Origin of the sequence: Novipirellula caenicola (genome assembly GCF_039545035.1) — a bacterium.
Taxonomy (GTDB): Bacteria; Planctomycetota; Planctomycetia; order Pirellulales; family Pirellulaceae; genus Novipirellula; species Novipirellula caenicola.
This window is the reverse complement of record NZ_BAABRO010000002.1, coordinates 356,583-383,277: the sequence shown is the minus strand read 5'-3', so window position 1 is coordinate 383,277 and position 26,695 is coordinate 356,583. Positions and strand designations below refer to the sequence as shown.

Annotated in this window: 13 protein-coding genes; 2 read left to right on the top strand and 11 right to left on the bottom strand. The window is 55.8% G+C overall.

Translation table 11 applies throughout. The features are described from left to right. Positions 1 to 45: 45 nt before the first annotated feature. The 3 genes from ABEA92_RS05390 to ABEA92_RS05380 form a co-directional block, all read right to left on the bottom strand. Positions 46 to 14,616, bottom strand: a complete 14,571-nt coding sequence (locus tag ABEA92_RS05390; RefSeq protein ID WP_345682780.1) for a PKD domain-containing protein — start codon at positions 14,614 to 14,616, stop codon at positions 46 to 48. 297 nt (positions 14,617 to 14,913) lie between these two features. Further along, the gene (locus ABEA92_RS05385; protein ID WP_345682779.1) at positions 14,914 to 15,369 is read right to left on the bottom strand and encodes a response regulator transcription factor; all 456 of its coding nucleotides are present in this window, start codon (positions 15,367 to 15,369) and stop codon (positions 14,914 to 14,916) included. A 396-nt stretch (positions 15,370 to 15,765) separates the two neighbouring features. Then, a complete protein-coding gene (locus ABEA92_RS05380; RefSeq protein ID WP_345682778.1) occupies positions 15,766 to 17,112 on the bottom strand; it encodes an outer membrane protein assembly factor BamB family protein in 1,347 nt (448 codons plus the stop codon). Positions 17,113 to 17,491: 379 nt separating this feature from the next. Here ABEA92_RS05380 and ABEA92_RS05375 point away from each other — a divergent pair, with 379 nt between their 5' ends. Then, entirely contained in the window at positions 17,492 to 18,943 is a 1,452-nt protein-coding gene (locus ABEA92_RS05375) for a hypothetical protein (protein WP_345682777.1), read from the top strand. Positions 18,944 to 19,286: 343 nt separating this feature from the next. Next, positions 19,287 to 19,706: a hypothetical protein gene (locus ABEA92_RS05370; RefSeq protein ID WP_345682776.1), complete on the top strand. Its 420-nt coding sequence runs from the start codon at positions 19,287 to 19,289 to the stop codon at positions 19,704 to 19,706. 296 nt (positions 19,707 to 20,002) lie between these two features. Here ABEA92_RS05370 and ABEA92_RS05365 read toward each other — a convergent pair whose 3' ends face one another. The 8 genes from ABEA92_RS05365 to ABEA92_RS05330 all read right to left on the bottom strand — a co-directional run bounded on the left by ABEA92_RS05365 (position 20,003) and on the right by ABEA92_RS05330 (position 26,685). Continuing rightward, positions 20,003 to 20,395, bottom strand: a complete 393-nt coding sequence (locus tag ABEA92_RS05365) for an Hsp20/alpha crystallin family protein (protein WP_345682775.1) — start codon at positions 20,393 to 20,395, stop codon at positions 20,003 to 20,005. 134 nt (positions 20,396 to 20,529) lie between these two features. Next, a complete protein-coding gene (locus tag ABEA92_RS05360) occupies positions 20,530 to 20,964 on the bottom strand; it encodes an Hsp20/alpha crystallin family protein (protein ID WP_345682774.1) in 435 nt (144 codons plus the stop codon). 262 nt (positions 20,965 to 21,226) lie between these two features. Then, entirely contained in the window at positions 21,227 to 22,093 is an 867-nt protein-coding gene (locus ABEA92_RS05355) for an alpha/beta fold hydrolase (RefSeq protein ID WP_345682773.1), read from the bottom strand. Continuing rightward, on the bottom strand, positions 22,090 to 23,025 hold the full coding sequence (locus ABEA92_RS05350; RefSeq protein WP_345682772.1) for a halocarboxylic acid dehydrogenase DehI family protein: 936 nt from the start codon (positions 23,023 to 23,025) through the stop codon (positions 22,090 to 22,092). Before ABEA92_RS05350 ends, ABEA92_RS05355 begins: the two co-directional genes overlap by 4 nt. Before the next feature lie 167 nt (positions 23,026 to 23,192). Then, a complete protein-coding gene (locus ABEA92_RS05345) occupies positions 23,193 to 24,077 on the bottom strand; it encodes a phosphate ABC transporter ATP-binding protein (protein WP_345682771.1) in 885 nt (294 codons plus the stop codon). Further along, a complete protein-coding gene (gene pstA / locus ABEA92_RS05340; RefSeq protein WP_345682770.1) occupies positions 24,074 to 25,000 on the bottom strand; it encodes a phosphate ABC transporter permease PstA in 927 nt (308 codons plus the stop codon). The genes ABEA92_RS05345 and pstA overlap by 4 nt, the downstream gene beginning before the upstream one ends. Then, complete coding sequence (gene pstC, locus ABEA92_RS05335) at positions 24,993 to 25,859, bottom strand: phosphate ABC transporter permease subunit PstC (protein WP_345682769.1); 867 nt, start codon at positions 25,857 to 25,859, stop codon at positions 24,993 to 24,995. The genes pstA and pstC overlap by 8 nt, the downstream gene beginning before the upstream one ends. Then, positions 25,840 to 26,685, bottom strand: a complete 846-nt coding sequence (locus tag ABEA92_RS05330; protein WP_345682768.1) for a phosphate ABC transporter substrate-binding protein — start codon at positions 26,683 to 26,685, stop codon at positions 25,840 to 25,842. Before ABEA92_RS05330 ends, pstC begins: the two co-directional genes overlap by 20 nt. Positions 26,686 to 26,695 lie beyond the last annotated feature (10 nt).

Sequence of the window (26,695 nt, the reverse complement as noted above, 5' to 3'; positions counted from 1 at the left end):
ATCCGGCCGGACGTCATTTGTCGGCGGCTTGGGGATACGCGAACTTTACTGCTTCATCTTATCGTCGCCGAAGCCCACCAGTAGATCATCGTCCTTTTCGCCTTTCATATCATCCTTGTCCCCATCGTCGCTCAGTAAACCGAGTGAGACTGGCGGAGCGGTTGGATTGGTACCCCAATCTGCCATCGCGGCATCGAGGGCGGCGAAATCGTATTCAAATTCCGCAATCCCGCCGATCAGCAGATCCTCTCCCTTGCCTCCCTTCAAATCGTCCTCTCCGTTGCCACCGATCAAAATATCCAGTCCATTGCCACCCTGCAGCTTGTCGTTGCCATCGCCACCGGACAGGACATCATCGCCGCCGCCGTCGGAACCACCGTCGCTGCCTCCTTTCAGGTCGTCATCGCCGCCACCGCCGAGCAGGATGTCGTTGCCCTTGCCTCCTTGAAGTTTGTCGTCACCGTCGCCACCGTCGAGCAGGTCGTCGCCGTCATAGCCCTTGATGTCGTCTTCGCCCGCGCCACCGATGATCGTGTCGTTGCCGCGACCGCCCTTCAGCTTATCATCGCCCGCACCGCCATCGATCAACGCATCGACCGTGATGTTGTTGTGCACATGAACATCATCGTCCTCACCGCACGTCAGCACGACAATGTCGGTGATCGTGAACAGCGACAGCGGGAAGTCTCGATCAAACTTCTCTTTGATGCCCTTTTTATCAAACGTGCCTTTGACGTTGATCACTTGGTCGGCGCCGCCGTCGCTGCCGCCATCGCTGCCTTTGAGTTTGATGTCGACTTTGTCTTCGCCCTCGGTGCCGATCACGTACAAGGTGCCATTGACCACCCCAACGCCGGTCGTCACGACTTGGGTAGTGATCACGTCGGACTCTCCATCGTCATCGATCACGGTAATCGTCACGGTATAAACACCGCCGTCGATGTAAGTGTGCGTGCCGCTGATGGTCCCGGAGGTCAGTACACCGGGACTGCCGTCAACTTCGGCGACGTCAATCGCGGGTACCGTTTCGACATTTCCATCGCCCCAATCAATCGTTGATGTGGTGAATGACTCGGTAGTACCACCCGCAGGGTTATCAAATCCCGGATCGGTGAAGCCGACCGACACGCTGATCGGATCACCCGCGTGCGTCAGCCCACAATCCGGTGACGAATTCGTCAGCGAAGCATCGCTAATGGTCGGTGCGACGTTGCCCACGAGCACCGTGAACGAGTCGGTAGTCGTTACGTCGTCATCGGTGACCGTGATGGTCACGGTGTAAATGCCGTCGTCGGCGTAGACATGGTCAGCGAAGTCGACCGTGCTATCGGCGCCCGCAGTTGATCCCGGAGGCCCAAAGGGAGCTTCAGTAACGGTTCCGTTTTCGGTGGCCGTGCCGTCACCCCAGTTGATCGTAGCGGTATGGGCATCGAGCGTGCCCAGGTCGTTGAAGTTGATCGTCCCGGCACTAACCAGGTCGCCTTCATCGACCGTTTGATCGGCCCCTGCGTCGAACGTTGGCGCTTCGTTTCCGACCGTGACCGTGAACGAGTCGGTAGTCGTTACGTCGTCATCGGTGACAGTAATCGTCACAGTGTAAATGCCGTCATCGGCGTAGACATGGTCAGCGAAGTTGACGGTGCCATCGGCGCCCGCGGTTGATCCCGGAGGCCCGAAGGGTGCTTCAGTAACGGTTCCGTTTTCGGTAGCCGTGCCATCACCCCAGTTGATCGTGGCGGTGTGTGCATCGAGCGTGCCCAGGTCATTGAAGTTGATCGTGCCGGCGCTAACGATCGCGCCCTCGCTGGACAATTGATCGGGACCTGCGTCGAACGTCGGTGCTTCGTTTCCGACCGTGACCGTGAACGTGTCGGTGGTCGTTTCGTCGTCATCGGTGACGGTGATGGTGACGGTGTAAACGCCATCGTCGGCATAGACATGGTCAGCGAAGTTGACGGTGCCATCGGCGCCCGCAGTTGATCCCGGAGGCCCAAAGGGAGCTTCAGTAATGGTTCCGTTTTCAGTGGTCGTGCCGTCACCCCAATTAATCGTAGCGGTGTGGGCATCGAGCGTGCCTAGGTCGTTGAAGTTGATCGTCCCGGCGCTAACGATCGCGCCCTCGCTGGACAATTGATCGGGACCTGCGTCGAAAGTCGGTGCTTCGTTTCCGACCGTGACCGTGAACGTGTCGGTGGTCGTAACGTCGTCATCGGTGACCGTGATGGTCACGATGTTAATGCCGTCATCGGCGTAGACATGGTCGGAAAAGTTGACAGTGCCATCGGCGCCCGCGGTTGATCCCGGAGGTCCGAAGGGTGCTTCAGTAACGGTTCCGTTTTCGGTGGCCGTGCCATCACCCCAGTTGATCGTGGCGGTGTGTGCATCGAGCGTGCCCAGGTCGTTGAAGTTGATCGTCCCGGCACTGACGATCGCTCCCTCGCTGGACAATTGATCGGCCCCTGCGTCGAACGTCGGTGCTTCGTTTCCGACCGTGACCGTGAACGTGTCGGTGGTCGTAACGTCGTCATCGGTGACCGTGATGGTCACGATGTAAATGCCGTCATCGGCGTAGACATAGTCGGAAAAGTTGACAGTGCCATCGGCGCCCGCGGTTGATCCCGGAGGTCCGAAGGGTGCTTCAGTAACGGTTCCGTTTTCGGTGGCCGTGCCATCACCCCAGTTGATCGTGGCGGTATGTGCATCGAGCGTGCCCAGGTCGTTGAAGTTGATCGTCCCGGCACTGACGATCGCGCCCTCGCTGGACAATTGATCGGCCCCTGCGTCGAACGTCGGCGCTTCGTTTCCGACCGTGACCGTGAAGGATGTCTCGACGAAGTCAACGCCGGCGACACCACTGGAAAAATCGCCCGTCATGTCATCATCAGCCACACGCACGGTAACGGTGTAGACTCCGTCGTTGGCATACACGTGGCTGCCGTCGAATGAAGCCTCGGTCGAAGTTTCAGCTGACCCGATCAGGTCGACTGATGTAGTGCCGTCATCGTTGTTTGCTCCATCACCCCAATCAATACTGTAAGTGAAGGTTTCGAAGGTGGCACCACCCGGATTGGCGAGGTTGTCGAACCCGGGATCGGTTAACGTGCCAAGGTTCGTGATCGATAGCACCGATCCCTCGTCGACAGTTTGATCGCCGACCACGCTCAAATCCGGGGCAACGTTGTTGACGGTGACAGACAGTCCCGTGGTCACGTACCGGCTAAAAAAGAACGCATCCCCGGACAGACCGAAGAAGACAATCACGTCACTATCGAGGCCTGAACCCAGGGCAAAGTTACCTTGAGCGTTGAGATTCCCGTTGTCGGCGAAGGATGGGTCCAATACACCATTAGGCAGGTATCTAGAGACCACACCTCCGGCGAGGGACAGCAACTTGTCGTTGGCATCCATGCGAATCGTCGTTCCCGGTCCAATGGTCCGGAAACCAGCTACTCCGTAATCAGTTCGCCGTGTGCCATCGGCCTCCAAGCTTATCGCAGAGCCGTTGGTGGCGGCATATACCCGGCTCTGACTGTCAACACCGATGTCGTAAGAAAAGTCGGAAGAGGAGCTTATATCAGTCAACACCAAGCCATCAATATTCTCGATCACCTGCGACCCATTACTGCTAAGCGAAATGCCGGCTCCAAAGTTTGTATCGAGCGTTCCGTCGACATTGTAACGCAGTGTAGCGATGTCGGTGAGACGCGTCGTGCCGTTGGCTGTCAAGGCATTGGTCGACGAACGTCCGGCGGCTACCAAGCGTCCCATTGCATCAATCGTGATGTCGGTGATTTCTTCACGGAAGTTTTCATCCGTATTTGACCCCCCATCCAACACGTTAGCGCCGTCAAATCCGTCGCCATCGTTCTGGCTGTAGTCGGTGTCGAGGCTGCCGTCGGGAAGGTAACGCGAGACGGAAAAATCAAAGGACACTGGGCCTGTGTTACGATACAAATATCCCCCCATGTAGATTCGGTCGAGTGAATCGATTGCCAGTGAAGCAGGGTTGTTGTTACTGATAAACTGACCTGGAGCGCGGTTGTTGTTTGCTTGGCCACCGAACGTGTTGTCGGGTGATCCGTCAGAGTTGTAAGCCAGCATGATGCGACCGCTGTATAGTAAGATGATCTTGCCTGTCGAAGTAATCAGCATGTCTCCTGGGGTGCTGTAACGATCGTCGATCACTAAACCATCAATCCCATCACCATCATTTTTGCCAAATTCGGTATCGAGGCTGCCGTCACGGTTGAGCCGACCAATCACGAGTGCAGGGTTGGTCCCACCGCCCGATCGATCATTGGTGCTTCCCGCAAAGACGATCTTGCCATCCGGCAGCACCTGGGCCACCTGAACGTTTTCATCCGATGTGCTTAGTGGAATTACCACCTCGCCACCGACTCCGAAGCTGGGATCGAGGACAAGTCCGCCGTCGCCGCCAAAAGAGATCGCGTCGTACGTGCCGTCTTCGTCGGTTGCGGTCGCGGTTATCGAGTATAAATCAGGCCCGTCGGCATAGACGTGCGTCACGCTGGATGGATTGCCCAAGATACTTTCTACCGTGCCATCGCCCCAGTCGATCGTCCACTGGTTGATCATGTCATCGCCCGGATCGCTCGACGTCAGATTCAGTGTGTAACTCGACCCCTCATCGATCGAATCATCGCCTGAGACGGTCAGCGTTGGGGCGACGTTTTCGACGTTGACTTGGAACGTTGTCTCAACAAAGTCGGTGCCGTTCACGCCGTCTATAAAATCGCCCGTCATGTCATCATCAGCCACACGCACGGTAACGGTGTAGACTCCGTCGTCGGCGTAGGTGTGACTGCCGCTGACAATTCCCGATCCAGCACCTTGTGCGACTGTACCAATTATTGCCGCACTGCCGTCGCCCCAGTCGATTTGCGCCGTATGAGTATCGACCGTGCCGACATCGGTGAACGTGGCGACATCCAATGTCAACGGTGACCCTTCGTCGATTGTCTGAGCTGGTGCGGCTGTCACGATTGGAGCGACATTTTTGACCGTTACGACCGGATCAACGAGGCCTGTCTTGATATAGGTTTTGAAGCCCATATCGATGTCCGAACTAGCCTGCCATCCAAGGGTGTTGTTGATATTTCGGTTGTACAAGCCACCGCCTCCGTAGGACCCTGGACTTTGTCCCGTCCAATTGAATCCAGAATTATCGGTGGTATTGGTCAATCGCAGCACGATCGCCAGTTCGTCGCCTTGGGACACGCTAACGTTGAAGGAACTTAGGTCAACCGATACGAACGTAGGAGTGCCAGGCACGTCGTTGGTAGTCAACACTACACTTGCCAGCGCATCGCCGTCGTTATCCACTGGAACACCGCCAACAGCGGGTCTCACATCGACGATCAGATCACTCACTGTCGATGATCCGTGGTTCAGACGCAAATCGACGCCGACTAATTGTCCGGTCTGACCGACAGTAAACGTTTGCGCTCTTTGAATTGTCTGATAGGGACCGGCACCTCGATTGGCTGACGTTCCAGGGTCAAAAGACTGGTCGAGAGAGGTTGCAACTCCCGTGCTGACGCTACCGTGGTCGTCGTCGGTGACGGTGACACCGATTGAGTAGTTATCGACCGACGTACCGCTCAGGTTGTCGTCCAGATACTGGTGATTGAGTGAGAACTCGCGCGTTGTAGGATTCCAATTAATTCCGTCAACGTTGTCGGTCAATGTGCTCGCACCCAAATTGAACAATTGAGAATCATTGGGACTCAATGGATCGCCCCAGTCCAGGTCGAGCGTGAATGTGTCCCGCGTTCCGGGATCCGTAATCATTCCAGCGAGCGTAGCCAGACCGTTCTCATCAATCACGCTGACTGGATCCAACGTTACACTGGGCGATACGTTTTTGACCGTTACCGTGCTCTGGGCAGTATCCGTATTGGATCCGTCGGAGGCTTCGACCGTGATCGTAACGGTCGCGTCGTCACCCAGTCCAATCGCGAGTAATTGCGCCGGCGTCAGTACTGGCGTTTCGCCGGTTATGTTTTCGTCAAAGTCGCCGTCACCATCGACATCCCAGCGGTAGGTCAGCGTCGTCAAGTCGGCGTCGGTCGTATCTGACGCATGAAGTGTCACACCGTCTCCTTCATCGATCACATACGGTCCACCAGCGTGAGCAACGGGTGCGAAGTCGTCATTCTCAATGGTTCCTTCGCCTTGGTTGTCCAGAAATGTTACCGCACGGCCACTCGCAAAAATCCCAAGTAGTTCGACAAAGAAGTTCTCGTCAGGTTCTGCCAAATTGTCGCCGTTGACCGTCACGTCGATCGTGGTTGAGGTCAACCCGCTGTTGATGCTTGCGGTTCCGTTGGCCGCTTGATAATCGTTATTGCCGACACCACCGGTGGCTTCCACGGCGAACCCGTCGACGGACTGGTAATTGATCGACACGTCGGTATCCACCTCGGCCGTCATGGTGACACCGAAACTGAAAGTGATCGTGCCGTCGGTCTCACTCTGGCTGACGTCACCGATCGAGATCGTAGCGCTGTCGTCATTGGTGATGGTGCCTGTGGCCTCGTTCACAACGATTGTCACATCGTTGATGCCAGAGGTGACACTGTCGAGTGAGACGGTGAATGTCTCGTTGTCTTCGACGACAGCATCTTCGATCGTGTTCACGGTGATCGGGCCGCTTACGAGTCCCCCCGCAACGGACGTCAGCGTACTGCCCACTAGCGAATAATCGCCCACGTTGGCAGTGCCCTGCGAACTGCTGTAGTTTATGTCGTAGGGCAGAAGAATATTGTCGCCCGTTGCGGTCACCGCGAACGACGCGGTGTCGCCTTCGGATACCGCAGTCGCATCGGCAATCGAGATAAAGGCCTGCAGGTCGGTAACCGTGACATAAATGTCCTGCGAATCGGTCAAGGGAGTACCCGGTCCCGAGTCGGTCACCGTCACCGTCACTTCATAAACGTTGTCTGAATTCGCGTCACCAGGAGTTTCGAAGTCCCTTGCGGTCGTGAACCAAAGTTCGCCGGTGGACGCGTTCAGGGTGAATAACGCCGCGTCTGCTCCCGACTTGCTGTACGTCAGACCGCTACCCTCCGAGTGCAAATCATCGGTCGTTTGCACGTTGGTGATAATGGCCGTGCTATTTTCGGAGATACTTTCAAACGCTTCATCACCGCCGACAATCCCCGGTGCCATATTGTCGGTCGTGCCCGTGATAGTCACGGTCAATGTGGAATCATCGCTGCCGCCATTGCTATCGATGATGTCCAAGTTGATGAAGGTGTCGTAGACCGTGTTGCCGGTATTCACACTATTCAGCAACATGTTCTGTACGTGGGTTGCCCCCAGTTCGTACACGTAGGATCCATCGGCATTTGTGATTGTCAGATTACCGTAGGTCCCGACGTGCACTGTCACGTCAGAGGCGTCCACGGTCAATATGTCGATGGTGTCAGGATCGCTGTCGGGGAGGGTATTAGGATTGCCAACACCGGTGATGATATTACCGCTGACAATGTTGCTCGACTCGTCACCAAACTGCTCAACAATAGCATGCGTGTCATCCACCGCCGTCGGCGCGTCATTGGTGCCATTGATTGTTACGGTGACCACCTGGGTGTCAGTAGCCCCCGACGATGAACTCACCCCACTCAGCTCGCGAACCCAAATGTGCCACGTACCTCCGCTGACGGAGCTTACACCAGCTTTTTTTGAACCGTCATCTTCACCCCAGTCCGTCCCGTCGCTCTGGATGTTGTCCATGCCACGGTCATCAAAGTCAACGGTGAAGTCACCGGTGTCGCCGGCATAGTCCTCTCCTTCGAGGTATCCGCAGTCCCACTGATCACCGAGTGGTCGAAAATCTCCGGTGAGCAGGTTCCGGCGAGCTGGTGGGGGCAGCGTTTGACCACTTCCGTCGCTCTCCTCGAACCCGATGTCGCCGTCATTGAACGAACTCGTAATCTCGTCGTACCACTGAATGTCGTAGAAGGCGAGGTCAACGTCGAAGGGGCCCACGTAGACTTCGGCACGAGCTGAAAAGCGAATGTCACTATTGCCGGAGGCAACTGGACGCATGCCATTCCAGATACCCTCGTGTCCTGAAACGGGACTGAGTGTCGTCAGGTCTGAGTAATAGAGGCTCGCCTGATCGTTTAACGTGATGTCGCGGGTCGACGCCACCAATGTCCATCCACCACCATCGGTCGTCATATCGGCATAGACCTGTTGTGGGGCATCACCTCCGGGACCGTCGGGATCGATCCAGTAGACGCCGTCGCTGGCGCCGGGTCGGTTATTTAAAATGTCCAGGGCCGACAACCCGGGGTTGGTCGCAGAGTCGCCAAGCGTCGAATTTCCATCGCCATTATCGGAAACGGACACCGTGTACTCAAGTTGCAATGACTCGCCTGCTGCGAGGTGATTAAACGCTTCGGTTCCACTGTCGAATGTCCAGTCGATCGTTCCAGTTGAGGAACTCCCATCGATCACTGGATTAGGACCGACAGTCATCATCGCCAGCAATGCCGCGTTGCCGCTCCCATTGTCGTCGCCGGTGACCGCTAGCGATTCAACAGAAGCAATCACCGTGTCGGATGCGTCGACATCTTCGACGCTGAGTGTGCGATCGACCGACAATAGTGAATCAGTTTCAAATAGCGTTTCACTCGCCGAGTCATTCGCGCCGATCGTAATCACCGGCGGATCATTGATAGGTACGACGGTCAGCGTCGTAGTGGCAATCTCGCTGTCCACCCCATCGGCGGTGGCAACGACTTCGATGATGCGATCTGTTGTGTTGGGGTTCTGTGACGTGTTGTTGTAGGTCACCGTTCGCAACACTTGCTCGTAATTCGCCGCGGTGTCAGTTCCGGTTAATGTTAGGACCCCCGCAATATACGACGCGGAGAGGGCGGTACCAGTTGTATCGGCTGATAATGTCTCGTTGATTCCATCCAATGGGTTTGTGAGCGTTACTGTCGCGGAATCAAGATTGCTTTCAGACAAGGAACCGAACTTGGCGATCGTAAACGCGTGAGATTGAATATTTCCATCTAGGTAGGGGCCGGTGCCTGTTAGAGAGCGGAGCGTGACTCTGACGCTATGTGCTCCAGGAGCCAACCCTGTAACCCAGTCTTCGAGACTAACTTGAAGGGTTGAGTCCGCCCCTGTTTGAGGTTCTTGGGGATCCAAGTCAAATTGACGGTAATGAACTGTTCCATCCACGTAGATCTTTGCTTCGACAGTCTCTAATCCGCTGCTGTTATTGGCTAAGTTAAGAGAAGCACTGGCGCGTACCATGTCGAAGAACGAATGGACATTGATAGTGTCGCTATAAACCGTGGTTTCGCTAGGGCCTAAGGAGATCGTATTGCTTGATGTTTGCTGACCTATTTCAAACGCACTGGGAGTACCATTCGGGAATTGATTAAATCTTACGACTCGCAGTGCGTGAGATTGGAAATTGCCGTCTAGGTATGGGCCGGAGCCAGTCAGAGAGCGAAGTGTGATTCTGACACTGTGTGTTCCAGGAGCCAAACCTGTGACCCAATCTTCAAGATTGACGTGAAAGGTTGAGTCCGCGCCTGTTTGAAGCTCTTGGGGATCCAGATCAAATCGTCGATAGTGAACTGTTCCGTCCACGTAAATCTTCGCTTCGACAGTCTCAAATCCGTTGCTGTTGTTGGCTAAGTTAAGTGAAGCACTGGCTCTAACCAGATCGGCGGACGAATTGACATTGAAAAAGTTGTTAAAAACCGTTGTTTCACCAGAGCTTAAGTAAATCGTATTGCTTGACGTTTGTTGAATTATTTCAGATGCACTAGGAGTACCATTTGGGAACTGATTAAATCTTACGACTCGCAGCGCGTGAGATTGGGGATTTCCGTCTAGGTATGGGCCGGTGCCTGTTAGAGAGCGGAGTGTGACTCTGACGCTGTGTGATCCAGGAGCTAACCCTGTGACCCAATCTTCAAGATTGACGTGAAAGGTTGAGTCCGCGCCTGTTTGAAGCTCTTGGGGATCCAGATCAAATCGTCGATAGTGAACTGTTCCGTCCACGTAAATCTTCGCTTCGACAGTCTCAAATCCGTTGCTGTTGTTGGCTAAGTTAAGTGAAGCACTGGCTCTAACCAGATCGGCGGACGAATTGACATTGAAAAAGTTGTTAAAAACCGTTGTTTCGCCAGAGCTTAAGTAAATCGTATTACTTGACGTTTGTTGAATTATTTCAGAGGCGATAGGGCCAGACGAGACTTCATCAATAGAAACGGCAAAATCCGTATCACCAACCAAGACCGGTCCGCCGTCTTCGGTGAACGTGGTCGCGAAATCGATCCCGGTTTGATCATCGCCGTTGAGATCGACTTCGGGGGCCGGATTTGGAATCAACACCACGTCGTTGCCTGTACCGCCGCTGTAGGAGATTGAAAAGACTGAACTGCCGGGCAGCGTGACGTTGTCTCCGTCGGCCAACCCAGCAAACTGGCCCGCGACGGAATTGGGGCCCGTGTTGTTGATTAACACAATCACGTCGGAAAGGGATGGCGTGAAGCCGATGGAATTAGAGACATCAAGCGTCGCGCCGTTCAGATTGACATCGCCGCTGACAATCACTTGATCGTGCAGACTGCCCGGCGTCGCGCCGTTAATCTCGGCATCGAATGTTATGCCTGCGGCAAGTGTCAAATTAACAACGCTAATGATACCGGGGCTGAGGCCGGGCGCCAGTGTAGCGTTGTCCTGCAGCACGACGTTGGGAAGGTTTCCGGTGCCGCCAAGTATGGCCGAATTGGATACGGTAACCGTGTTGCTGCCGCTGTAATCGCCGTTGATCAGTAGCGTGCCAGCGTTGATATCGATGCTGCTTAAGTTGCCGGTGCCCGCCAATGTTTGTGTTCCTACACCTTCTTTGACCAGCGTGATACCGCCCGATCCAGGACCGAGCGTGCCCGAGAAACTTCCGTCACCATCGCCACTGCCAACCGTCAAGGTCGTCACGCCGGTGCTGGTCACCAGACCATCCCCATTGAGTCCGTCGATTGCGTCACTATTGCCAAGTAGATCCAGTGTCGTGCCCACGCCGACCGTCACGCTGGTCGTGTCGGGGATGATGTTCGACGCAGAAGATTCGTAAAGGTCGGTCGACTGACCGTTGAGGATCAGATCAGCCGGTGCGAAATCGTCGTCCATCACCCGCAATTCGATGGTCGTTTCACCGGCCGCATTGACGGTAAGTGAATGGGATGGATTGGCAAACAAATGTTGCTCGAAGGCATCGGTTTCGCTGCGAATTCGCGACTGGCCATCGTTTGGCGTGCCAACGTCTTCCAGGAAGACGCGATGTCCGTCAACCCAAAATGCCGAACCAAAGCTGGTGACCGCACCGCCGCCACCGTTTGATACATTGTCGTAGAGGGTGACGACGGGCTGCCACGAACCTGCGAAGTAGGCCTGCATGCGAATCTGGGTACGGAACGGCTGTGTGACTTGATGTACCACACCGATATCGCCGTCAATGCCCAAAAAAGATGAGGGCTGTAGCGGCAACGGTGAACCGCTTGGGGTTGTCACGTCCAACAACAAGCGTGCTTGGACGTTGGTATCGGGTGAGTTGTTTCCACTGGTGTCAAAACCGATCGATGGCAATCGCCACTCGGCACGGCCTGCGCTGAAGTTCGAGTAACCCGAACCAGATGATAGTAGTCGGCTCGTATCGATCTTGTTCGTACTGGAATTCATTTGAGCGGCTCCGCTGAGCCCAATCCCGGTGTCGAATCCCCAGGGGATATAGCTGCCACCGGTCGTGTAAAAGAAGTCTTCGGTCAGGCCCCAGTAGGCCGTGTCAAAGCTGGAAGTGTCGATTCCGCTGTACGTTTTGCTGATCCCATTGCCAATCCCCGCGGCACCAGGTGTACTTGGAGTGGTCGAGGTGCTGACACCGCCGGGCAGCGTGACGACCGGGCCGAAGAATTCTGAACCTGGAATCAAGTTCAACGTCAGATCGTCAATGCCCGCTGCTGATTGGACCGGCTCAAGCCCGGTATAGTTGATCTGAGCTCCGTTGTCGAAGTCGAGCGTTCCCGCGTCTCGGCGCGTGAAGGTATGCTCCAACCCGCCTTCGTATCCCTCGATGCTGAGCGTATCAAACGCACCGACCCCGCCATTGACGAATAGCCCTCCGGGCGGAACTGGATCTCCGTTGACGTTGTTGACTTGCAGGAAGTCGTCGCTGAAGTTGCCTTCGACAGTCAAGGTATTGACGGGGGCATACGGCAAACGAAGGACTTCGGTAGAGTCGCTCATGTTCCGCAGTACTAAGTCGTCGCCCAAACGAATCAGCTCCAGCGCGCTATTGAGATTTGGCAGGTCGACCACAACATCGGGGTCGAGAAAAACTTCGAGATTTCGGGTCATGGTGTCTGTCAGACCGTCCGCGTCGGTTACACGAAGGCTGACTGGATTGCTGCCTATTGTGATGCCATAACTTGACAACTGGAGCCATGACAACTGCAGTTGTCCTCCGCTCGCGTCGGTGAAGTCGCCATCACCATCCAAATCCCAATCGAACTGCAGTGAGAAGTTGTTTGGCCCCGGATTGTCCTGCGACGAAACGGCGTCAAGCTGAATGCCGTTGCCAAATTCAAGCGGAACTGATGGATCAAAGGCGAACGAGGCGGTGGGACGCACGCCCAGCGACACCGCATAGTCTTCGACTTCACCGTCGTTGGCCGCGCTCGTCGGACTTAGGCCGCCCGCGGAACTGACCCGGAACCTTGCATACGTTCTGCCATGGTCGGCGATCGTGTTGATGACGGACGATGGAATCGAAATGTCGATGGTGTTGACGCCAGCGGATAGCAGGCTGGAGGTTATGATCTGTTCGCCACCGCCATCGAAGTCGTAGCTACCGTCTTCAAAGTCGATCCAGGCATCGACGTAGCCCGGCTCGGATAGCGTTATCTGCAACTGGTTGGTTTCGCCAATCACCAGCACGCCTTGCTCCAGCGGTGTGCCGTCAGCAAACGTGACTCCGTCCTCGTCGTCCACGTTGTTGTGGTCATCGCCTTGGGCGTCGTGCGAATCAAATGCTTCGTCTTCGGCGTCGACAGAACTTCCCAAATACAAGCTGCCTACGATATGAGTAGGACCTCCATCGCTCCGACGCGTGGGATACGCTCCGGATGCGTCCCCAAAGTCAACCGGTGCTGGCGGCAAAGCGGCGCCAGCGATTGCCGCCAGACCGACGTCTTCGTCATCACCATCGTCAAACGAGGGACCGCCGATCGCAATCATGCCGGCGTTCATCGAGACCGATGCACCGAACCGAGCCAGCGATTGTTGACCGACCAAAAAGTCCTGTTCAACATTGCTTGGATCCGATGGATCATCTGGAGCACCGGTAACATGTACCGCTCCGCCAGGAGCATCGGATCCAAGTACGAGATCAGGAACGCCGACCGCGAACGCGATGTCTCCCTGATCGAGATCCCGAACGTCGACTGCAACTGCTTCGCCATAATGCGCCGACGAGGGCACTGTGGACGCCTCGATCGCCGCCGCAAAGAGCTCGCTGGGCGAGAACAAATAGTCATAACTGCCAAACAATCCGGTATAGACGTGTGCCTCGCTAACACCCGGCGCGCCAACGATCACGATGTCTTGATCGACGTCGACCGACGCACCGAAATTCGCACCGTCCGCTGGAGCCGGAGCGGTAAATCGAGTGTCTTGTCCCCATTCAGCGACGCTATCGTTGCCAACGTGATCGGCGAAAGTGAAGCGGTAGCCGGCGCCGCGATCAGACGAGGCTACACCGTCGTCTTCGCCCGGTGCACCGACGATGATCTCTGGATCCACGCCGAATCCAGCTACATCCCGATTCTCGCTAATGGCTACGGCCGATCCAAACTGAGCATTCGATTGCGGTGTGCTGGATGTGAGTGTTGTGCTATCCCAAGTCGATCCATTGTACTCAAACACAAAGGCTGCACCCTCGTCACTGGAGCTGCCGTCGACGCCCGGTGCACCCACAACCACCTTTCCACCGTCGATATCAACTGACTCGCCAAACCGATTACCGTCGGCAGCAACGGGGGCCGTTAGCTTGTGAATGATGGGGGGACCTGACTCATTAAGCAGCGGCGAAATATCGTAGACGTAAACCGCACCCTGATCCGTTCCGCCATTGTCTTCTCCCGGTGCGCCAGCAACGACGTACGGCAAGCTAACAGCGATCGATGAACCGAATGCGGCCCCCGATTCTGGACTAGGTGCTGTGAACGAAAACGGAATTTGTCCCCACGTATCGTTCGTCGGGTCGTTGTCGCCCTGATCCTCTTGCCCAAAGACTTGGATGTTGCCAGCACTTGCGAGTCCATTGACGGTCGCACCCGGTGACGCCACAAATGCGGTCTCTTCAATGACCGCTACGCTCGCCCCAAACGACGCATTGGTCTCAGCGGAATCACTCGAAATCTCCACGGGCGTGCCAAAAACCGCCAGTACCCTGCGGTCTTCCAGCGACTCCATCAGTAGCCGGCGGTTGGCGCTGTGGTGGATTCGCTTTTGATTGCGTGCGGCGCGGCGACGAGGCCAGCGGTGGCGGCTTGGCGATGACATTTCAGTGTTCCTCGCATGGGGACAGGAGCGTAATTGCCCCTGAACCTAACCACCCGATGGAACTGCGTCTTTCGGACGTTCTGCCGACGAACAACTGTTCACCGGACATCTGTCCGGTGTGTGCCTGTGCCCTAGTGCATGCACTTGAGACATTTGGAAAATGACAGGTCACACCCCGTTGATTGAATCAACGCTGCGCAAAGACATGGCCCAAGCACGTTCGTGTGGATCGAAAGCTATGCAAGAATAGTCGAAGAGGGATTATCGTACGACGGAGCACCGTGCCGGCGTAGCGTGTCAAAGCACCGGATGCTGTCGTTTCGGCCGGCTTTGTCGAGATGCAGCGCTCGCAGGAAACAAGTCGTCATCCCCAACTTCCTCGCGTGGTTCGTCACCCGTGCGAAGTGCGTCGCGACACTCCACTACCTTCAAGACCAGAGCAACACGATCTTGCACCTCTAGCTTCAAATGCAGTTGTTCCACGTATTGGCGTACCGTACGCGGTTGGATCTCAAGCATGCGGCCAATCGCGTTGCGGGTATGACCGTAAAAGAGTAAGACTATCACGTCTAGCTCTCGCTGCGTCAGGTGCAAATGGGCTGCAATCTGAGGCCACTCGTCCCAGTTGACAAGCCGTGTGCCAGGATGAGTCTTCTCCCATGTATTGGCTGATTCTAGTTCGTTTGCTGTCGGACTTTGGCTGGGTTCTATTGAACCGGGATGTCCTACGCTCCCTCGATCGTCTAAACGCATCTCCACGCCCCTCCTATTCCAAAGAATCAATTCTTGCTGCCATTGTCAGCCAACCGCACCACTGACCTACGATATCCATTTATAACAGACAACATACTCCGGAGGGGGGGTGTGCGTCGTGGAGCGTTCTGTTTTTTAGGAAATATGGGATGCAGGGGATGCCGAGGGGATGACAATAGCGGTGCGTTGAATGCCTTTAATCGTCGTCTGAGCTGGATCCTAAGGCACTGCGGTTGAGTCCCACTCCGCCGTAAGTCTATTTTCCGGGGGGCATTCCAGTTCTTCCCACGATTGAGTCGCTCTCCCCCTCTGTTTTCAGCGACGCAGTGGTAGCGAATGTCGCCAAGACTTTGGTTATGTTTTGACGACCCAAGGGGCCCGATCGCGATGGTGAACCTATTTTTGGATGCAGTAGATTCGCTTGGCGGTGCGGATGAGTAATCGGTCCGCTGCGATCGCAGGCGTTGCCATCGCCATGTCATCGTCAGACAACGGATTGCTGCCCAATAACTCGAATTCTTTGCCCGCCTTGATCACCGACGTCACTCCGTCTTCGTTGATGCAGAAAATCTTGCCGTGATAGGCCCACGGTGATGATGTGAATTCGCCTCCGTTTGGGATCCGTACCTTCGAGTAAACTTCGCTGCCATCTGCGGCATCATACGCGGCAAACAAACCACGGTCATATAACACGTACACGATGCCTTCATACGCGATCGTTGTCGGATTGTACGGCGCTCCGGTCGGTTGACTCCAGACAATTGATTCGTTCGCAGTTTCGGTCCCCTCGAGTGAGATGTCGCCTTCGGCTCCTGGGCGGATCGCGTACAGCGGCCGATCGCGATCGCCAACGTACCCCGAACTGATGAAGAGCAAGCCATTGTGCTGGTACGGCGTCGCGATCGTGATGCTCGACATGCCGCTAAGTGACCACAACAAGTTACCATCCAAGTCGTACGAGCGAACCTTCTCAGAACCAAGCGTCACGATCTCGCGACGCAGTTCGTTCTTCCAAAGGTAAGGAGTCGACCAGTTGCTCTTTTCGTCCCGCGGAGTTCGCCAGACTTGTTCGCCCGTGCGTTTATCCAACGCCATCAGATAAGACTCTTCGTCATTGTCGTTGACCAGGTACAGTCGATCGCCAAACAGCACCGGCGACGCGGCGGTGCCCCAGCCGTATCGCGTTTTTCGTGGCTCGAGGTTGTGCATCCAAACCTCGTTGCCATCGATGTCAAAGCAGTAAACCCCCACCCCGCCAAACATCACGTACACGTGTTCGCCGTCGGTAACGGGCGTCTCCGATGCATAGCTGTTCTTTAAATGGATCGAGGTTTTTGGTGACGCCTTGCGAACCTGTTTTCTCCAAACCAGATCACCGCTGTCTAAATCCAAGCAGATCACCACCCACTCGTGTTCCGACGCCGGCAACTCAGGCCGATTGCCACCGAAATACAAGCCCTTCTTTGGCTCTTCGCCATCGCCGTGATTGATGACGGTGGTCAAAAAGACTCGGTTTCCCCAGACGACCGGGGATGACCATCCGCGTCCAGGAATCTCGGTTTTCCATGCCACGTTTTTATTGGCGGTCCACTGGACCGGAAGATCGTTTGCTTCGCGAACGACGCCATCCGCATGCGGCCCACGAAATTGCGGCCATGAATCACTCGCCACGGCAACCAACGGCATGGCGAGCCAAACGCAAACAAACAGTCCAGAAACCTTCACCGATTGAGGAGATTGCATCGCATGGTCCGTTTGAGGTTTTGTGTGGAGTAAAAAGGGAAGAGGTCAATCGCCCCAGTGCGGATTGTAGCGTCTACGGTCCTGCGGTGTCAGAAACCCTTGTCTGCCAGAAACCCTTTGCTGTCAGAAACCCTTGGCTGCCAGAAACCCTTTGGTACCAGAAACACAGTGGTTTCAGAAACTGCCGCGGCCGAAAACATCGAACTAGCTTGAGTCGGGATTGCGGTGGGATACGGATTTGGCAAAACGGTTTATACTGGGACTGCCAAACGCGACAGGAACAAACCTATTATAGGATCTAACCCCGCTGACCATGAGCGACATGCAGCCTTCGAAACGCCGATTCGCCCGTCGGCAAAAACGGTGGTTTTTTCCTGTCATGGCAGTTCTGATCGGTTTGGCCCCGGTGATCTTGTTCGAATTGGGACTCAGGGTGATCGATTGGCAGCCGCAAATCGTGCTGCGTGACCCATTTGTCGATTTCCAGAACGTGCGTCCTTTGTTCGTGCGAAGCGAGGATGGACAAAACTGGGGTACCGCCGAAAATCGGCTTGAATACTTTCAGCCCGAATCGTTCGCGGCGACCAAACCGCCGGACGAATATCGGATCGTTTGTTTAGGCGGCTCGACGGTTCAAGGACGACCGTATTCGATCGAGACTTCGTTCACGACATGGTTGGAACTCAGTCTGCAGGCGGCCGATCCGGCGAAGCAGTGGAAAGTGATCAATTGTGGGGGCGTGTCCTACGCCAGCTATCGGTTGGTCCCGATCCTCGAAGAGATGCTGCAGCATGAACCCGACTTGATCGTCGTGGCTACCGGACACAACGAGTTTCTCGAAGACCGTTCGTATGCCGGAATCAAGCAGTTACCAGACAGCGTGGCGGGGGCGTATCGGGGGATCAGCCAACTGCGGGTGACGCAGTGGGTTCACGGGCTCGCGGCCCCCGCGAGCGAAAGTTCGTCCGACCAAGATAGCGACGTCACCTCCCGAAACATGATGACGACCGAGGTCGACGCGTTGTTGGATTATCGGGGCGGCCTAGCAAAATACCATCGCGATGACGACTGGCAACAATCGGTCGTGATGCACTTTGGCTATAATCTTCGCCGCATCATCGAAATGGCAAAATCTGCTGCAGTCCCGATCTTGTTGGTCGATCTGCCTGTGAACTTGCGAGATTGTCCCCCGTTTAAAAGCGAAGATACAGCCGCGGTATCCGACGCGGATCGGCAACGTTGCGAAGAACTTGTCACCGAGGCGCGCGAAAGGTTTTCTCTTGATCGACGAAAAGCCATCGAAAAACTCGAACTCGCAGTCGACATCAACCCTCGTCACGCAGGCTTACATTACCAACTCGGCTTGCTCTACTTTGACGACCAACAATTCGTCAAAGCAAAGCAACACTTCCAAATTGCCGTCGACGAAGACATTTGCCCGCTGCGAATGGTGTCGCCCATTCGTGAGCGGCTTCGACAGGTTGCCGCGATCACTGATACTCCGTTGGTGCCGTCACGACAACGCTTTGAAATGCAAAGCAAGGGTGGAATCCCCGGTCAGAATTGGTTGCTCGATCATGTGCATCCCACGATTCCAGGCCACCAATCGATTGCTGCGGAGTTGATGAGCACACTCGAAGCAATGGAAGTCGTTTCGCCTCGCGACGATTGGCAGGTCGAGCGAGAGAGACGCTATCAAGCTCATTGGGAAACGTTGACCCCGGTGTACTTCGAGCGAGGCAAGCAGCGGCTCGAAGGATTGCGATTGTGGAGCGAAGGACGAGCCAAAAAACTTCGCGGTGATGTCAAGGGAGTCCAGGATTCGCCGTGATCAGTGCAATCAGCGTGGCGTCAGTTTGGCAGGTTCACCGAGGGTCATCGACTATGGAAATAGGTGGTTGGCTTTCGTAATAGCGCAAAGCCCTCGCCCGGAGAATTTCGAACGTTTTACTCGCTGCAACTGGGCGGGGCCCCGAGCCGCGAACGCTATTAAAGTCGATGGCACTAAGTTGACGTCCGTTGGGTCGAAACCGGGGGCACAGGGATTAGCATTGCCACGACCGCGATTTTGGGACGCTGGTGTTTCGCTTGCGACGGCACGTGTTTTGCAACCGTTTGACTCTCGCTTGCTGGCAAATTTAGTGATCCAACCCCTTATTGAGAGATAACCAAAAATGCATACACGAATGGTCGCCCCGTTGATGGTTTGTCTTTTTCTGATTACGGGCAGTGCGATTGCCCAAGACGTGATTTTGTACCGTCCCGTGGTCCAGCCCGTCGCGGCGACACCCGTGGTGACTGCACCTGTCGTTTCGGCACCTGTCGTGGTTGCCAGACCCGCGTATACGAGCGGCTATGCCGTTCCCGTGGCACCGAGCGTGACGGCGCCCGTGGTGGTACAGCGACCGACGCTCTACGACACTCCGTCGGTCGCGCCGGTGGTCTCGTACTCGCCTGCGGTTCCCGCCTCATCGGCTGCCTATGTCGCACCTGTCGCACCCGCTCCGGTCGCGGTATCGCCGGTGGTCGTGCGTCCAAAAGTCTACGTGCCCGGACGCCCGATCTACAACTTCTTTCAAGCGATCACGCCATAGTCAATCGACCTCCTCGTTGACATTCCAGTCGAGGCAACGGATTCATGCCGCATGGCATGATGCCCCCTGGGTAGTCGCACGGCTTTCCAAGCCGTTAGCGTGACGCTGGGGGTGATCGTCGCGGCAACCGTTACCGCGTTAATGAGCCGAGCGTGGCTCCGATCACGGCTCCCACTTGGAATGCGGGCCGACACGGGGACTTGCTCTTTTCTTGCTGGTTTGAAAAGCCTGTTGAAGTGGGCTTCAACAGGCTCGATTCGTTGGTGGACAGGCGAGAAGCCAATTGCACGCGGTTTTTAGTTGGCTTGAACTTTGATCCGGCGAGGTTTCACCTTTTCGGATTTTGGCAGTCGCAACGTCAATACGCCGTGCTTCATCTCGGCCGAAATCTTCTCGGCGTCGATGCTTTCACCAACTGTAAACGTTCGATGGAAATCGCCAGTGCCATATTCGCTAACCAAAAAATCGCCTTCGTGACGCGAGGGGACTTTTCCGTGAATCGTCAACTCGCGATTTTCAAACCGAATGTCGAGATCGTCGACGCTGACGCCCGGTAAGTCACCGTACAGCAACAGTTCTTCTTCGCCTTCCCAAATGTCAAACCGTGGAACGTAAGTCGATTGATAGGTTTGTTCAGGACTCGCGCTGTCGCCGGCTTGTTTATCCGCATTGCTCATGGTCGTGGACATTAGAATCACCTTTTGAAAAATTGAGTGGGGTGTGGGATGCTTGGGTGACGCGGCGTGCGGTTTCGCGACTAGCCTGCGTGCCGAATCGCGGCCGGCATCCGCGTCACTTTTTTAAGCAGGGAGCGGACAGAAAATCAGTTCGCTTTCACTTCGATACGCCGTGGTTTAGCCGCTTCGCTCTTGGGCATCGTCAGCGTCAAAATGCCGTTGCGGAAATTCGCAGACACGTTCTCGCTATCGACGTCCTGTTGCAATTCCAACGTGCGTCGGAACTTGCCAAAACCACGTTCTTGTCGATGCCATGCACCTGCTTCGTGCTCAGGCTGTTTTCGTTCTCCCGAAATCGACAACTGGTTACCACCGGTGACGTAGATCTCGAGATCATCCATCTCAAATCCTGGCAGTTCCGCTTCCAAATACAGCGCGTTGTCGTCTTCCCACATGTTCACCAATGGGAAGGTTCCGCGTCGTGAAGGACCATTGCCACCACTGACTTGACCAAACAAGCGGTCCAATTCGCTACGAAGCCGATTCACGTCTGCCATCGGCTGCCAATGTGAACTTAACATGATCGTAAGCCTCCAAAAGATTGAGTTAGGTGGGGGATGAGGGCTTGTGGCAGTGACTGTCAAAAATGGCACTCCAAACCGCTCGTCAGCCATAGAAAAGCAACGAGCGTGCCAATTGGCAAAACGATCCGGCAGCGCAGCACGCAACCGACCGCCTCCCGATTCACGAACTGCACCGTTACCCCCGTGCCGGTGTCCTCCGCCGCAGCCCCTGTCCCTATCGCGACCCTCGACCCCTGACGCTTACCTGGGATTCCGCGGTTCAGACGGAGTTTACCGCTGCGGTTGTTGCGGATAAGAACGACTGTAGATGCGTCGCGACGGGAGTGGGTTGGTCGAGCATGACAAAGTGGCGAGCGTTAGCGATCGGTTCCCACTGAGCACCGGGGATGTCCGTCGCCAAACGTTTCCCATACTTCGCCAGTTGAAACTTGTCATCTTCGCCCCACAACACCAACGTTGGTACCTCAATCCGGTGCAACCGATCGGTGATCTCGGTCGTCTGGTTGGTGTTCAGCGCAGCGGCGTTGCGGATCAATGACAATTTGCCGACTTCGGTGTGGTAGGGAGCCAGTAGTCCATCCATCACTTCGCTGTTAGGCGACGTGGCAAATCCGCTTTTCAGTGCCACGCCTAGCGACGTGATTGTTTTTGATGCCGAAGCGAGACTTTTGGCGCCAGGATGTCCAAATTGCAGCATCAATTCAATCGGCCACGAGTCATAGCAGACCGTGTTCATCACGCAAAGTCGCGAGACTCGGTGCGGAAACAGCGTTGCCAATCGCAGTGCGACGCCCCCGCCAATATCATGAGCGACAAATGCGGCCTGGGCGATCCCCAGTTTCTCCATCCATTGGTCGATCATTTCCGCTTGGCAAGTGATCGAGCGGTCAAAGCAGTCACGTCGATCGGAAAAACCGAAGCCTAGCAAATCCGGTATCAGCGTACGATGATGCGTTGCCAGTGCTGGCAACACTTGATGCCACAGGTAACCCCAAACGGGAATCCCATGCAGCAAGATCACCGGATCGTCGTCGGTGTTGTTTCCGCTGCCCTCATCGACATAGCTAACGAAGCGGTCGCCCAAGTTCGTTACTTTTTGTAATGCTTGATAATCACGCCAATTCATTTTGCACCTCCGGTGAATTCAGGTCGCTCGTCGTTTTGCGAGTTTGGTGAGATTGCAGTCGCGGGGAAGGGCGACTGAAGTAGAGCGTCATCGGGTTGCCAATCTCGCAGGCACATCGCGATATTTAGAATCAATCCCGGCAGCAGCTGTTCAAACGTTTCACAGCTCCGCAGCGTCTCATCAAAATCAATTCCTTCACCCTCTAGTCGGGTTCGTGACAAGGGCACGGGATAGGGCAGTTCGGATGCCAAGCGCCGCGACCGTTCTCGCAGATGATCCGCGGCGGCGGTATAGGCGGGGGATTGAACCTTGGGTTTCAGGTTGCGCCATACCGCGTCCAGATAATTCGGCCAAAGTGCCAAGCTGCGATAGTCGCTGTTGATCGAGCGTAGCGAAAGCGTTTCTGTGATGTCGCTAAAGAGTGTCTGCAGCTGTTCGTCGCTCGGGTTTTCGTCTTCCATCTCCAGTGCAGCCATCTCTGCCGGGACACCGGGGGCGATCCGCTCGGCCGGTTCGGTTGCCGAGTATCGTTTGATCGACAATTCCCCATCGAGTCCCTGACGTACCGCCGAAGCAATCAACAGCAGCTTAGGGTTGATGTAGTGATAGAGTTTTAAAATCTCGTGCAATTGAAACGCTTGGCTCGGGCCCAGTGACGTTTGCTGTTTCGCGCCGAGATCCCCTAGCGGCTTTGCCAGCTCCACTGCGGCCGCACGAATTTGATCCGAGGATTGTTCGAACATCATCGTCTCGGCGTTGGGACGGACCGTATCCCACAATATCGGCAGCAGCCCTTTGTGCCCGGCCCAGGTGCGAAAGATCAGATTGATGCCGCGTACCCGAAGCGTTTGTCGTACCTCGTGGTACACCCGCTCGATTTCGCCAGTCGCTGCGTACTCGGCAACGGGGCTCGTTTGATTTGATCCAAACACGACGTCCTCTCCCTGTGTGAGCATTCGTAATGCCTGAGCGCAGCATGACGACGATCGTCAACGCAGCGGCTCGGCTATCGGACGGAGGACGCGAATTCCATGCCGATCATGGACGGAGACCGCAATCAACCGTTCGGCAGCCACCGTTGAAACGCCGAAAGGATGGTTTAGCCCGCTTTTCCGTTGACGTACGCCACCGTCAACGGTTGTTGCGGCGTCTCGAAAATCCGTTCCCCGGTATCGTATTCAATCAGCGATCCCGTTCCCTCGGTGGCCCAAAAGAAAGCAGCGTAGTCGGCAATCCGACGCGCTTGCTGCAAATTGTGAGTGACTACCACCACGGTATAACGCCCACGAAATCGAGTCAGCAGTTCTTCGACCACGCGGCTCGAAAGCGGGTCTAGAGCGCTGCAGGGTTCATCCAGCAACAGCACTTCGGGACGCAACGCGAGGGCGCGAGCGATACACAAACGTTGCTGTTGGCCGCCTGAGAGCGAGAGCGCCGCAGCATCAAGTCGATCCTTCACCTCGCTCCACAATCCGACATCTTCCAAGACCGACTGGAGGATTTCGCCCCGCTCGGCGCGATTTCGGATGCCGTGCTCCTTTAGCGGCATTTCGATGTTTTTGCGAATCGACAATGGGAACGGATTCGGTTTCTGAAAAATCATGCCGACGCGGCGACGCAGTGAAATCACGTCACGGGTGGCTCGTACGTCGAGTCCTCCGAGCGTGATCTCGCCCTCGACCCGGCAGCCGGGAATCATGTCAGTCAGTCGATTCAAACTGCTCAAAAAGCTCGTCTTGCCACACCCTGAGGGCCCAATCAACGCAGTCAAACATCCGCGGTGGATTGTCAATGTGATTCCATCGAGTACACATTGGGGGCCGTAATGTACCGCCAAATTTTTAACGTGGATCAATGGCTCGGGCACACAGCACGGCGGCCCGACATCCACCGGTCCGATCGTAAACGGATCGCTGGCGGGATCGCATGGCTGGCGGTCCGTCGCTTTGGCGCGATGGGGTTGGTTAGGGTTCTCTGAACTCATAACGTCGTGATCCTGCGGTGTAACCATCGTTTAGCGGTCCAGGTGGCAGACGCATTGATGAGTAACAAGATGGCGATCAGCACCAGCGCCGATCCATAGGCGTGTCGGTCTCCACCGGCCACATTCATCGATAAATCAAAGATATGCACTGACAATACGCGACCCGAGTCGAACAGCGATTGAGGTGTCCGGTCCACATACCCGCTGGTGAAAAGTATTGCTGCGGTTTCTGCGAGCGCTCGGCCGATTCCCAGCACCAAACCGACCACGATTCCGGGGACCGCCGCGGGCAATAGCAATTGCCATAGCGTCGCCGTCCGCGACAATCCGAGTGCGGCAGCACCGAGTCGGTACTCGGGCGGAACCGAGCGAAATCCTTCCTCGGTCGACCGGATCAAGATCGGCAACACCATGCACGACAACGTCAATCCGCCCGACAGGATTGAAAACCCCAAGCCAAGATAGATGCAGAAGAACGCGTTTCCAAACAGCCCAAACACGATCGAGGGAACGCCTGCTAAAACATCCAAGCTGCGGCGGACCAAACGTGCGAACACACTCTCGGTCGCCGTTAGTTCGCTGAGCATGATTGCCGTTCCGACCCCCAACGGCAACGAGACCATCATTGTCACCGCCAATACCAACAACGTCGATTGGATGATCGGAGCAATGCCGCCATCACGACCGGCGTTATCAGGCGATTCAGTCAGAAACTGCCACGAAATCGCGGGCAAACCCGCGATAATGACGTCCAATAAAATCCATACAAACAAGCTGGTGACAATCGCTGCGATCGCCCAAACGAGGATCGTCATGGCCCGGTCGATCGCCGCCGCCGTGGTGGTCAATCCGTGTTGGTTCACTGTCGCCACTTGAGTGACGTCGACCACGTCGTCGGTGCGAAGTGATGTCGGTTTAACCATGAATCCGCCCCTGGCTAACCCATTCTGCGGCGCCCACTAACACGATCACCAATACCATCAACAGCAATCCGCACACGAACAAGGCGGATCGATGGTCTGCCATGGCGTACGCCATCTCGAGTGCGATGTTGGCGGTCAGCGTGCGGACCGGTTGGAACAGGCCCGTTGGATGTTGTACGACGTTTCCGGCGACCATCAACACCGCCATCGTCTCGCCGATCGCGCGGCCGGTACCCAGTAATATCGCAGTCGCAAGCCCCGAACGGGTCGCTGGCAAAACGACACTCAATACGGTTCGGCCTCGCGAGAGCCCCAGTGCCGCCGAGGCTTGCAAGTACTCGGCCGGCAAATTCTCAAACGCGGCACCCGCCAACAAGGCGATTGTCGGCAGGATCATGATCGTGAGCACCACGATGGCGGTAAACAAACTCGCACCAGGTGGTTGCACTCGGGCGACCAGCGGCACCAACACGATAAGTCCCCACAAGCCGTACACGACCGAGGGAATCCCCGCCAACAGTTCGATGACTTTTCCATACGCATGGCCCAAGGGCCGAGGAGCATAGAAATGGGCGAACATCGCCGATCCGATCCCCAGCGGCGTGGCCAACGCGACGGCGACGACGGTGCTCAGCAACGTGGCTGCCAACATTGGCACCAAATTGAACGTTCCCTGCGAAGCGCCACCCGACGGATGCCACGATGCGTCCGTGAAAAATCGTGTCAGTCCAACTTCGCGAAATGCAACGGAGGATTCCAGCAACAGAAACAGTAGGATCAGCAACACGATGGTGCCGGTGATCATTCCACATCCACGTAGAAACCACGCCAGCGATGCATCACGGGACCAAGGGAACAAAGTATTGCTCCTTGATGATGTCATGGACTTCATCCGATTTTGCAAATTCAATGAACGCGGCAACGCGTCCCGCCGGAGGTTGTTTGAGGACAAGATTCAGGGGGCGTGCCAGCGGAAAGCTGCCGTTGCGAACATTCTCGATGTTCGCCGCCACCCCGTTCATTGGCAACAGTTTGATTGCCACGCCAGCGGCGGCATCGTATTCCGCAGTGCCAATCGAAACGTAGCCGATCGCACGCGGGTTGCCCGCCACGGTCTTGATGCCTTGCTCGTTGTCTCCAATCACGATGTCGGCTCGGATACGACGATGGTCGACTTGAATGTATTGCGTAAACAACTCGAGTGTCGATCGTCCTTCGGCTTTGTTGACAACCGTGATCGGCCCCGGTTCGCCTCCTACGTCACGCCAATCTTCGATGTCTCCGGTGTAGATCGCGGCAATTTGGTTGTCGGTAAGTGAGGTGATCGGATTGTCGCGATGGACAATCACGGCGACGCCATCCAGGGCAATCGCAACGGAAATCAAATCCTGCTCTTCCGACTTCAGCTCGCGTGACACCATCCCAATATCAACAAGTTCACGGCGAGTGTCGGCAATGCCTCGTGAGGAGCCGCCGCTTTGGACGTCCACTCGGACGTTCGGGTGACGTGATTCGAACCGTTTGCCGATCTCCGCCGCCAAAGGTGCAATGGTGCTCGAGCCCGACAGACTAATTTGATTCTGGCCGTCGCGGCTGCGGTTAAGCGAACATGACGCCATCGTCAGCCACGCGATGGCTCCCAGACAGAAAATCGATGTTCGTCTTCGCCGCCCCTTCGTGTTCACGATACGTTCC